This is a genomic window from Pseudomonas sp. NMS19W, from assembly GCF_051554255.1.
Lineage (GTDB): Bacteria > Pseudomonadota > Gammaproteobacteria > Pseudomonadales > Pseudomonadaceae > Aquipseudomonas > Aquipseudomonas kribbensis.
In genome coordinates, this window is the sequence record NZ_CP136718.1 from 1,241,164 (window position 1) to 1,253,022 (window position 11,859).

7 protein-coding genes, 2 tRNA genes and 1 pseudogene are annotated in these 11,859 nt (G+C 61.0%); 1 reads left to right on the plus strand and 9 read right to left on the minus strand.

Annotated features, from left to right (window positions below):
* Positions 1-23: 23 nt before the first annotated feature.
* The 5 genes and pseudogenes from R1A29_RS05565 to R1A29_RS05585 all read right to left on the minus strand — a co-directional run bounded on the left by R1A29_RS05565 (position 24) and on the right by R1A29_RS05585 (position 5,664).
* A complete protein-coding gene (locus R1A29_RS05565; RefSeq protein ID WP_248744350.1) occupies positions 24-356 on the minus strand; it encodes a DUF3077 domain-containing protein in 333 nt (110 codons plus the stop codon).
* A gap of 735 nt (positions 357-1,091) precedes the next feature.
* Positions 1,092-2,384, minus strand: a complete 1,293-nt coding sequence (locus tag R1A29_RS05570; protein ID WP_438300873.1) for a virulence factor family protein — start codon at positions 2,382-2,384, stop codon at positions 1,092-1,094.
* Positions 2,384-5,022, minus strand: a pseudogene (mprF, locus tag R1A29_RS05575) (bifunctional lysylphosphatidylglycerol flippase/synthetase MprF). Before mprF ends, R1A29_RS05570 begins: the two are co-directional and overlap by 1 nt.
* A gap of 279 nt (positions 5,023-5,301) precedes the next feature.
* Positions 5,302-5,378, minus strand: a tRNA-Met gene (locus tag R1A29_RS05580).
* 209 nt (positions 5,379-5,587) lie between these two features.
* Positions 5,588-5,664: transfer RNA gene (locus tag R1A29_RS05585), tRNA-Met, on the minus strand.
* A gap of 281 nt (positions 5,665-5,945) precedes the next feature.
* On the opposite strand from R1A29_RS05585, the gene dinB reads away from it, so the two are divergent.
* Positions 5,946-7,007 carry a DNA polymerase IV gene (gene dinB / locus R1A29_RS05590; protein WP_114881690.1) on the plus strand — a complete coding sequence of 354 codons (1,062 nt, stop codon included), beginning with the start codon at positions 5,946-5,948 and terminating at the stop codon, positions 7,005-7,007.
* A gap of 48 nt (positions 7,008-7,055) precedes the next feature.
* On the opposite strand, the gene R1A29_RS05595 is transcribed toward dinB, so the two are convergent.
* From R1A29_RS05595 to R1A29_RS05610, 4 genes are all read right to left on the minus strand, one after another.
* Positions 7,056-8,009, minus strand: a complete 954-nt coding sequence (locus R1A29_RS05595) for a hypothetical protein (protein WP_438300874.1) — start codon at positions 8,007-8,009, stop codon at positions 7,056-7,058.
* Positions 8,010-8,026: 17 nt separating this feature from the next.
* Entirely contained in the window at positions 8,027-9,742 is a 1,716-nt protein-coding gene (locus R1A29_RS05600; RefSeq protein ID WP_438300875.1) for a proline--tRNA ligase, read from the minus strand.
* 115 nt (positions 9,743-9,857) lie between these two features.
* On the minus strand, positions 9,858-11,417 hold the full coding sequence (locus R1A29_RS05605; protein ID WP_114881691.1) for an AmpG family muropeptide MFS transporter: 1,560 nt from the start codon (positions 11,415-11,417) through the stop codon (positions 9,858-9,860).
* A gap of 43 nt (positions 11,418-11,460) precedes the next feature.
* A complete protein-coding gene (locus tag R1A29_RS05610; RefSeq protein ID WP_438300876.1) occupies positions 11,461-11,844 on the minus strand; it encodes an MGMT family protein in 384 nt (127 codons plus the stop codon).
* Between the last annotated feature and the right edge of the window lie 15 nt (positions 11,845-11,859).

Here is an 11,859-nt window from a genome sequence, read left to right on the forward strand (position 1 = left end):
GGGCTTTTTCGTTTCTGTGCCGTTTACATGCTTTCGGGCAATTCTGCTTCAGATTCGGTTTTCGTCCGCGTTACTCGTGGCATCAGGGATTTCGTCACATCATCCATCAAGGCCTTGCCCATGATTGTCAGGTAATGCGCAGCCCAGGCGTGGCGGTCGTTTTCTTTGTCGTAGGCGGCATCCTCGGCGAAGGATTTGGCGAGGAACAACAGATCTGAAGCCTGTGACAGGGCTTCGACGATGGGGACGCCAGAGCGGACATTGAAAAACGCTTGATCGGAGCCAGAGCCGTAGAGAAAGGAGGTGAAGCCGATGGTTGTAAGGTCTGTGGGTGTAGACGATTTCGTTTCGGTCATGGTGTTACTCCTTGGTTCGAGGAGCTGCAACTTCCGTTACCACACGAAAGGGAGGCAGCTGTACGCAGGGTGGTAAACCGGGAACCAAGGAAACCGGCACGCCCGAAGGCGTCCCACGCACAGCTGCCATAAATCGAAATCACAGGCATGAAAGTGCCTGTGATTGTGAATGGGGCGCTGTTGCGCTGGTTTATCCGGGTTACCACACCCGATCGCTGAAAGGGTCAGCGACCTCTGGAGAGTATCCCGTCAAAAAACAGTGCAACAGGGCGGCAAAGTGCCCAAATACGAGATTAGGAGTTTGCCTACAAGGTACTCGGACGTCATCTGATATTGCGCCACCGGAAGTAAGCGAAACTATGCGTCGGACAGAATCAATGCGCTAAGCAGGTGTTGATTCTTCAATTAGTTTCGCTTGGCAACTGTCCTTTGTTCCAGGACTGAGGGCAGTTCGAGTGAAAGGCGGCATTCTTGGAGAAGGGTGTTCATGAAGAAATGCTTGAAACAAGAAAGGCTGGATGAACTCGAGAATCTCCGGGTTGAAGAGGTAGCCGAGGCACGATTGATCAATTTCAATCCGGCTCAAGCGATTAGCCATGACGACATGCGGGCGAGGTATGTCCAAGAAGCGCTGACAGTCAGCTGAGTTCTGTATGGTTCTCCGTGGGAGCTCCGAGAATGAAAAAGCCCCCGCAACCGTGAGGTTGCGGGGCTTTTTCGTTGGTGCGCCTCAGATCACTCTGCCGGCTGATCCTTGCTCTGACGCTTCTCGATCAGATCCACCAGGCGCTTGGCCAGCGCCGGGTAGTTCTCGTCGAAGTGGTGGCCGCCAGGCAGTTTCACCGCTTCGCCCACCGCGGTCTTGTCGGTGCAACCGCTTTCATCCTTCTCTTCTTCGCCGTAGATGCACACGACCTTGGCCGGTGGCAGTTTGGCCATTTCCGGGCCGGTGGCGGCTTCTTTGCCGGCGTTGCCGAGCCAGCCTTCGACTTCGATTTCGAAGCTGCCGGTGCGGGCGAAGGCCAGCAGGATGATTGCGTCGACGCGTTGCTGCTCGGTTTCCGGCAGGCGGTTGTAGATGGCCGGCAGGACGTCGGCGCCGAACGAGTAACCGGTCAGGATGAAGCGTTTGGTGCCCCATTTCTGGCGGTAGTGCTGCATCAGTTCGGTCAGGTCCAGTGCGCTCTGTTCCGGGCTCTTGTGCTGCCAGTAGTAGCGCAGGGTGTCGATGCCGACCACCGGGTATCCGATCTTGGCCATTTCACCGGCCACGTCGCGGTCGAGATCTCGCCAGCCACCGTCACCGGACAGGAACAGGGTCACGGTGTCCTTGGCCTGGCCGGCCGGGACTTCCACCACCGGGATCTGCAGGCCGCCGTTGGCCTTGTCGCCACCGACGAGGATCTTGCGCAGTTCGTTGTTCAGCACTTGCGGCAGGTTGATGTCGTAGTCGCTGATGCTGGTTTCGGCGTTCGGTTGATCGCGCACGAAACCGGCGCTGGTGTCGTCCGGGTTGTCGTTCCAGGCCACCAGCCAGTGGCCGTGGGCGGCAGATTTTGGCAGCAGGTGAGTGCAGCCGCCTTTTTCCAGGGCCAGATCGACCGACACGGCCTGGGCCTTGTCGTCCTTCTGTTCCGACAGCCAGCGCCAGGCCAGCACCGCACTAGGGCCGATGCCGCTGACCAGGGTCGCCGGGCCGTTCAGTTCGCGCAGGCCGCTTTGCAGCGCGCGGCTTTGCAGCAGGCAGTCCTTGGGCAGAATCACCTGGACGATCTGCGCCGAGGCGCTGCGGCTCAGGGTGGTCAGCTGATTGTCGGTGAGTTTCTTGTCGTCCTCGACCGCCACCAGCACCTGGGCCTTGGGCTTGGTGCCGGGGATGACCCGGGTCATGACGGTGCCGTCAGCCGGTTTTAGCTGTTCGAGGGTCGGTTCCGGTGCCGGGCGTTTGAGGTACCAGTAACCGCCGCCGGCAATCACGGCCAGCACAATCAGTGCGGCCAGGATGTACTTCAGGGAGCGTTGAATCATCAGCGTTTCACCAATCCAGTCAAGCCGCCCGCGATCAGGGCAGCAGTATCGGCCAGTGCCACCAGCGGATCGAGTCCGGCGGGCACTGCCATATAACGGGGTTCCCAGTCAGGCTGGAACTTGTCTTTGAAGCGGCGCAAGCCTTGGAAGTTGTACAGCTGCTCACCACGGCGGAAAACCATCGAGCCCAGACGCTGGGTCAGCGGTGCACCACGACGGGGTTGCAACCCCGACAACGGCACCATGCCCAGGCTGAAACGCGCGTATCCGTGACTCTTATAATGTTGAATCAGACCGACCATCAAAAACTCCATGGTCAGCTTGGGGGCGTCCGGGTGCGAGCGCATCAGATCGAGGCTGGCCAGGTCATGGCTATAAGTCTCGAGCAGGTTGGCGAACGCCACCGGGCGGCCTTCGAAGCGAATCACCGCGATGCGGAAATGCTTCAGGTAATCGTCGCTGAAACGGCCGAGGGAGAAGCCTTTCTCGCGTACGTTCTTGCCGGTCAGCCAGGCATCGGAAATCACCTTGAGCTCATCCATCGGCGCCTGGCCCGGCTCGAAGATCTCCAGCGACAGACCGTCGCGGGTGCCACGGTTCAGGTGTAGCGCAGGTCCTTCATCTCCTTGCCCTTGGCATCCAGGTCAAAGCGATGCAGATCGACCCGGGCTTCTTCGCCGAGCTTGATCGCGGTCAGGCCGATGTCCATGTAGTACGGCAGGTTCTCGGCGCGCACCTGATAGAACACGGGACGGGCGTGGTGGATGTCACACAGGTCGCGGAACTGCCAGATCATTTCCGCCCGTTGCTGGCCGGGGCCGATCGGGTCGTACAGCGCCACCAGACTGCGGCCGCGACGGGCGTACATCAGGAAGGCTTCGTCGTTGGGGTGAAACAGCAACGCCTTGTCACCGGTCAGGGCCAGGCCGCCGTCCGGTTGCGAGGAGGCCATCAATACCTTCGAGGCGCGCTCCAGCTCGTCCGGGGTCGGCAGATGAATCACCGGGCGGGCGGTACGCAGCAGCCAGGTCAGGGCGATCACCAGCAACAGCACCGCAGCGCCGAGCAGCGAACGCAAACCGCGCGGGGCATCGGCGTCGAGGGTGAACTGCCACCACAACTGATGGCTGTACGGCACGTCCTGGTAGGCGAACAGCAGCAGCCAGGTCGAAGCGCCGAGTACGCACAGGCTCGCCACCAGATACAGCGGCGAGAACGGCACTTCGGTCAGACGGCTCGGGCGATAGAACGAACGACGGAACACCCCCAGCAGCGCGGCGGTGAGGGTCATCAGCGTCGCTTCTTCCCAGTCGAAACCCTTGAGCAGCGAGAGCAGGGCGCCCACCAGCAGCAGAATGGTGGTCAGCATCCACGCCGCCGACAGCCGGCGACGCAGGCCCTGGGCGAGCATCAGGCACAGCACGCCGATCAGGCTGGCGCCGAAGTGCGAGGCATCGACCAGGCGATGGGGGATCAGGTAGGCGATGTGTTCCAGGCGCGTGTCGATTTCAGGGGTGGCACCGGAGAACAGCAGCACCACGCCGGACAGGAACACCAATACCGCGAGGATCGGTGCGGCCAGACCGGAAGCGGCGCGCATGGTCTGGGTCTGGAACAGCCGCTGACCTTCATTGATCAGCAGCAGTACGCAGGCCACCAGCAATGGCAGCACCACATAGATCATGCGATAGAGCAGAAGGGCGGCGGCCAGCGGTGCTGCGCCGAGTTTGTCGGCGAAGGCCGCCAGCAGAATCGCTTCGAAAACCCCGACACCGCCCGGTACATGGCTGAGCACGCCGGCCGCCAGGGCCAGCAGGTACACCAGCAGGAACGCGCCGAATGGCGGTGCTTCCGGCAGCAGCATGTACAACACGGTAGCGGCAGCGGCGACGTCGAGGGCGGTGATGACCAGTTGCAGGAACGTCAGGCGGCGGCCCGGCAGGCGCAAGGTGCGGCGGCCGACCTTGACCAGCAGATTGTCGCGATAAGGCTGTTCCGGCAGACGCCGACGATAAATGCCCATGGCCAGAATCGCGCCGAGCAACAGCACGGCAGAGGCAATCGTGGCCAGCAGGCCTTCGGACAGGCCCAGCGCCTGGGAAGCCGCCGGCAGGTCACTCAGGGTGGCCAGTGCCGCCAGCGGGGGTAGGGCGCAGCCCAGCGACAGGCTGGCGAACAGGGTCATGTGCGCGACTTCCGAAGCGCCCAGGCCAAGCCGTGCATATAAACGGTAACGCACCGAGCCGCCGGACAGCATCGACAGGCCGATGGCGTTGCCGATCGCAAAAGCCGTGAAGCCACCGAGCGCCAGCGTGCGCGGCGGGATGGTCACGCCGGCATAGCGGCTGGCCGACCATTCGTAGCCCAGCAGAATGATGAAGCCGACGACGGTCGCGCCGAAAGCACCGAGCAGGGCCGGCTTCGGCACGTCGAGAATCGAGTCGTGCAGGGCATAGAGGTCGAGTTCGCTGAGCAGATGGCGACAGGCAATCAGCGCGATAGCGAACAACAGCAAAGTGACCGCCAGACCAATCGGTTGCCGGTATTTGCTGATTCGATCCAGCAAGCGCATGCGCTCGGGCTTGATCGATGGATTCACGGTGAGGGTGTCTTGTGGATCAGACGAGTTGGCGCGCATCAATCACCTCTTGGATTGTGCGCGACAGGATGGGGGTATCCAGCCAAGTTACCAATCCCTGTAGAAAAAAATAATCACAAAATACTACGCCTCTCGTCGGGTATCGGCGAGGGCAGGTCCCGGATTGCAGACCTCTTGCCTGCGACTCAAGCATAGTCGCAACTCGGCGGGTCTGAAGATCCTGAGCGGTTCACTGCACGATGACAGATCATTGTTGCGAAAGGACTTTTTCCACAGATACAAAAAAGGCCACTCTTTCGAGCAGCCTTTTTTGATGTTTGGTTGCGGGAGCCGGATTTGAACCGACGACCTTCGGGTTATGAGCCCGACGAGCTACCAGACTGCTCCATCCCGCGTCTGTGTGGCGGCATTCTACAGGCGAACGGCGGGGTGTCAACCGTTAATCCCGCGAAGGGTCAAATAAGCGTGAAATCGCGTCAATCCGTCGCAGGAGGGCGGTAAGTTTCGGAATTGCAAAGGATTCCTGTTTGGCCCGGATGATTGCCCAATGAAAAACAGACGCGCACAAAAAAGGCCAATCTTTCGATTGGCCTTTTTCGATGTTTGGTTGCGGGAGCCGGATTTGAACCGACGACCTTCGGGTTATGAGCCCGACGAGCTACCAGACTGCTCCATCCCGCGTCTGTGTGGCGGGCATTCTACAGAGGATCGCCGGGGTGTCAACCTTGAATCCGGATAAAATCTGTTCTGGTTCAATTGGTTAGCTATTTTTTGAGGCCGCTGGCGGGGCCGCAGGTCAGGCAGGGCGCGGGTTTCAGCTCTATTGGTCAGCGATTTCCGATTGAGAAAATAAATTCAACGGACGTTTCCTACCGCTGGAAAAGAACCTTCATACCACTGGTGCTATATACAGGTGTCAGTGAGATACTGCCCATCCGGCTTGCCACGTTTCCTTTTCTGTCATGACCCAGCGAAAAATCATCCACATCGACTGTGACTGTTTCTACGCCGCCATCGAGATGCGTGACGATCCGCGTCTGGCCGGTAAACCGCTGGCGGTGGGTGGTTCGGCAGACCGGCGCGGGGTGATCGCTACCTGCAACTATGAGGCGAGGGCTTACGGCGTGCGGTCGGCGATGTCCTCCGGGCATGCCTTGAAACTGTGCCCGGACCTGACCATCGTCAAACCGCGTATGGACGCCTACCGCGAGGCATCGAAGGAAATTCACACGATCTTTCGCGATTACACCGACCTGATCGAGCCGCTGTCGCTGGATGAGGCTTACCTTGATGTTTCGGACAGTGCGCATTTCGGTGGCAGCGCCACGCGGATTGCCCAGGACATCCGGCGCCGGGTCTCCAATCAATTGCACATCACGGTCTCGGCCGGGGTGGCACCGAACAAGTTTCTGGCCAAGATCGCCAGCGACTGGAAAAAGCCCAACGGCCTGTTTGTCATCACCCCGGATCAGGTCGAAGACTTCGTCAGTGGTCTACCGGTGAGCAAGTTGCACGGCGTCGGCAAGGTCACTGCGGACAAACTGGGCAAGCTTGGAATCAACGACTGCTCGCAACTGCGCGAGTGGGACAAGCTGGCGTTGGTGCGCGAATTCGGTAGTTTTGGCGAGCGACTCTGGAGTCTGGCCCGTGGGATAGATGAGCGACAGGTGCATAACGACAGTCGTCGTCAGTCTATCAGTGTGGAAAACACCTACGACGTCGACCTCCCGGATCTGCGCAGTTGCCTGGACAAGCTCCCTGAATTGCTGGAAACCCTGAAAACCCGCATGGCGCGGATCGACAGCAGCTACCGGCCGGGCAAGCCGTTCGTCAAAGTGAAATTCCATGACTTCACCCAGACCACACTGGAGCAGGCCGGGGCAGGGCGGGATCTGGGCAGTTATCAGTTGATGCTGACGCAGGCGTTCAATCGCGGTGGCAAACCGGTGCGGCTGCTTGGGGTGGGGGTTCGGCTGGAGGATTTGCGCGGCGGGTTCGAGCAGATGGAGTTGTTCGAGCGGTAGCGCACATAAAAAAGCCCGAAACAGGTTCGGGCTCTTCTATAAGCGTTGTCAGTTCGGACCCGGGTCCGCCACCAGTCGCCCGGCATCCTTGGTCAGCGACTTGACGAACTCGGCCTGCAACTCGGGATCGTTGCGTGTCAGCTCGATCAGGCTCTGTTCCAGCTCACTGGCTTCTTCTTCCAGACCCAGTTCCGACAGACGTTTGACCCGGTGCACCCACTGGCTCACTTCGTCGTCTTCCAGATCGTCGTAAATCAGACCGTGGGCTTCCAGCAGCTTGCCGCGCAGGTGACTGCTGATCGTCAGGGACGAGTCGGAATGCACGTCATCCTTGGCGTCCTCGACACTGATCTGCAGTTTGCCGACATGGTTCAGATCGTTTTCAGCGAACGGGCTGTCCAGCAGGTTCAGGCGCAGCACGCCGTTGCGGTCGGTGGTCATGTCGAAGGTCTGCTTGCCGGCCTTGACCTGCACCGGACGCTCGCTCCACGGCAGGCTCGAATACTCCATGCGCTTGTCGCGCTGGACTTCATCGATACCGGCCAGGTTCTGCTGCGCACGACCGTGGGACTGCACGTTCATGAACGGGTTGAGCCCGGCGAACCCGTAGCTCAGCCAGTCCTTGGTCACGCTGTCTGGCAGGGTGCCGAAGGCGAATACGTTGACCACGTTGGCCCCGACGCCGGCCACCACCGCCACTGCACCCAGCGGAATCTCGTAGATTTCGCGCCAGGGCTGATAAGGCGTGTAACGGTCATAACGACGGGTCACTTCGTACTCAGTGACTTCGAAGGTTTTCTGCTCGTTGATCTTTACGCGTCTCTGCGGCAGCTCAAGCACCTTAGGCTCACCGACATCGATCTGCAGGCTGTGATCGAGCAGCTTCCGCTCGACCCGCTCTTCGTGCTCGCTGCGCTGTGACATGTGATTGGCACAGCCGCTGACCAGCAGGGTGCCGCACAGGGCGGCACCACCGAGGCCTAAGGTGTTTCGCTTGAACATGAGGACTCTATCTGGTTTCAGCGGCGGATACGGGCCTGCAGGAAGGACAGTACGTCGGCAACCGGCAGCGCTTGCGCCTGGCCTTCGGTACGGCTCTTGTATTCCAGGTTGCCTTCGGCGAGGCCGCGGTCGCTGACCACGATCCGGTGTGGAATGCCGATCAGCTCCATGTCCGCGAACTTGATGCCCGGGCTGGTTTTCTTGTCGCGATCGTCCAGCAGCACTTCGAAGCCGGCCGCGGTCAGTTCCGCGTACAGCTTGTCGGTGGCTTCGCGCACCTGCTCGGTTTCATAGCGCAGCGGTACCAGGGCGATCTGGAATGGCGCCAGGGCGTCGCTCCAGATGATGCCGTTCTCGTCGTTGTTCTGCTCGATGGCCGCAGCCACCACGCGGGACACGCCGATGCCGTAGCAACCCATTTCCAGGGTCACAGGCTTGCCGTTCTCGCCCAGCACTTCGCACTTCATCGCCTTGCTGTACTTGTTGCCCAGCTGGAAGATGTGTCCGACTTCGATGCCGCGCTTGATTTCCAGGGTGCCCTTACCGTCCGGGCTTGGGTCGCCGGCCACGACGTTGCGCAGGTCGGCCACGGTCGGAACCGGCAGGTCACGCTCCCAGTTCACGCCGAAGTAGTGCTTGTCGTCGATGTTGGCACCGATGCCGAAGTCGCTCATCAGCTCGACCGAACGGTCGATGATGATCGGCAGTGGCAGGTTCAGCGGGCCGAGGGAACCAGCGCCGGCGCCGATGGCGTCACGCAGTTCGGCGTCGGACGCCATGACCAGCGGGCTGGCGACGCCAGGTTGCTGGGCAGCCTTGATTTCGTTCAGCTCGTGGTCGCCACGGATGACCAGGGCGATCAGCTTGCCTTCTTCCTCGGCGTGCACGATCAGGGTCTTGATGGTCTTTTCGATCGGCAGACCGAATTTTTCCACCAGGGCCGCGATGGTCTTGGTGTCCGGAGTGTCGACCAGACGCAGCTCTTCGGCCGGCGCAGCGCGGGAGGTTTCACGCGGTACGGCTTCGGCTTTCTCGATGTTCGCGGCGTAGTCGGAACCGTTGCTGAAGACGATATCGTCTTCGCCGGACTCGGCCAGTACGTGGAACTCGTGGGAACCGGCGCCACCGATGGAGCCGTTGTCGGCTTCGACCGGACGGAACTTCAGGCCCAGGCGGGTGAAGATGTTGCAGTACGCTTCGTGCATGCGGTCATAGGTGATCTGCAGCGATGCCTGATCTGCATGGAATGAGTACGAGTCCTTCATGATGAATTCACGGCCGCGCATCAAGCCGAAGCGTGGGCGGATTTCGTCACGGAATTTGGTCTGGATCTGGTACAGGTTGATTGGCAGCTGCTTGTAGCTGCTCAACTCGTTGCGCATCAGATCGGTGATCACTTCTTCGTGGGTCGGGCCCGCGCAGAAGTCGCGACCGTGACGGTCTTTGATGCGCAGCAGCTCAGGGCCGTATTCTTCCCAGCGCCCCGATTCCTGCCACAGCTCGGCCGGTTGGGTGCTCGGCATCAACACTTCCAGAGAGCCCGCGGCGTTCATCTCTTCGCGAACGATGGCTTCCACCTTGCGCATTACCCGCAGGCCCATCGGCAGCCAGGTGTACAGGCCCGAGGCGAGTTTGCGGATCATGCCGGCGCGCAGCATCAGCTGATGGCTGACGACGACCGCGTCGGAAGGCGTTTCTTTCTGTGTGGCGAGCAAAAATTGACTGGTGCGCATGGTTGGCCGTTGTCGGTTGCTATGACTGGAAATGACGGAGCAGTGTACCGGCGAGAGCTGCCGACGTACAGAAGTGCAGGCCCGGCGGAAACCCTCCCGCCGGGTGCGAGATGTCTTACGACTCTTCGGCGACGGGCGTCGACACGGGTTCCGGTGTCGGAGTCGGGCCTTCGCGGCGACTCTCCTGGAACCAGTGCAGGGCGATCAGCACCAGGGTCGGCACGCCGAGCGCCGCTGTGATGATGAAGAAGTTGTGATAGCCGAACTTCTCCACCATGACCCCGGAGTAGCCGCCGATGAGGCGTGGCAGCAACAGCATGATCGAACTGAGGAGGGCGTACTGGGTCGCGGAGAACTTCAGGTTGGTCAGGCTCGACAGATAGGCGACGAACGCCGAAGTGGCCATGCCCGAGCTGAAGTTGTCGAGGGAAATGGTCACCACCAGCATTTGCAGGTTCGGGCCCATGTCCGCCAGCATCACGAACAGCAGGTTGGTGGCTGCCGACGCGGCACCGCCAATGAACAGGATCGGCAGAATCCCGAAGCGCACGATCAGCAGGCCGCCCATGCCGGCGCCCACCAGGGTCATGATCAGGCCGAAGATCTTGCTGACGCTGGCGATCTGGTCCTTGGTGAAGCCCTGGTCGATGTAGAACACGTTGGCCATCACGCCCATCACCGTGTCCGACATGCGATAGGTGGCGATCAGGCCGAGCAGCAGCAGGGCCTGCCAGCGGTAGCGCAGGATGAAATCGTTGACCGGCGTCAGCACCGGGGCCAGGCCACGGCGACCCATGGTCGACAGGCACAGACCGGTCAGCAGGGTGTAGAGAATGGCGCGCAGGAATGCCCGGTCTTCCAGCAGCAGGTCCAGCGGGCTCATGGTACCGAACAGCACGCTGGCGAAATCGGTGTTGTAGAGCTGGGTGAACATGGCCGGTACGGATACCAGCAGAACGATCAGCACGAACACCGACATCAGCTGATGCATGAAGGTGTAGCGCCCGGCCTGCAGCTGGGTACGCAGCGGCACTGGCGGCTCGCGCATCAGCAGGGTGGTGATCAGGGCTGGCACCATCAAGGCGCCGAACAGCGCGTAAGTGCCGGTCCAGGCCGAATGCTGGTAGTTGAAACCGGTGGAGCCGAAACCCTCGGCAAAGAACAGTGCGCCGGCCGTTGCCAGCAGGGCCGCGACCCGATAACCGGACATGTAGCTGGCGGCCAGGGCAGCCTGGCGGTTGTCTTCGGCGATTTCCAGGCGATAGGCGTCGACGGCGATGTCCTGGGTGGCGGAAGCGAAGGCGACGATCACGGCAATGGCGATCAGCCAGGACAAGTGTTTCTGCGGGTCGCAGAAGCCCATGCCGATCAGGCCGAGGATTACCAGCGACTGCGCAAGCACCAGCCACGAACGGCGTCGGCCCAGTTTGCCGAGCAACGGCAGGCGCCATTGATCGAGCAGCGGCGACCAGACCCATTTGAAGGCATAGGCCAGACCGATCAGGCTGGCATAGCCGATCGTCTCGCGGGCTACACCGGCTTCACGCAGCCAGACCGAAAGTGTCGAGAACACCAGCATGTACGGCAGGCCGGCGGCGAAACCCAGCAACAACAGCACGAGCGTCGAAGGACTGGCATAGGCGGCGAGCGCGGCGCGCCAGGTTTTACGGGGCATGGGCTGAAGTCTGCCTCAAGATTGCGAAAACAAAGCGCGCACTCTAACCGCTGTGCTCTACCGGACGCCAGCCATGGCGCCGAATATCCACACGATTGTTCAGGATCGTAACGCCCTCCATACGCAATCGTGCCCGCTGCTCATCACCCGAAGGGCTGCCTGCCGGCAGGCTGATCCGACCGCCGGCACCGAGTACGCGGTGCCAGGGCAGCTTGGTGTCGTCCGGCAACTGGCTCAGGGTGCGGCCAACCCAGCGGGCGGCGCGCCCCAACCCGGCCAGTTCGGCCAACTGACCATAGCTGACCACCTTGCCCTCAGGTACCTGGGCAAGGGTCGAGTAGAGTGCCGTGCGTCGGATTTGCGGATCGTTTTCGCAGGCTTGTATCGGGTCTGTCACGTGCGCCGTTCCTGAACAGGGTCGATTCATGGATTAAAGGGTAAT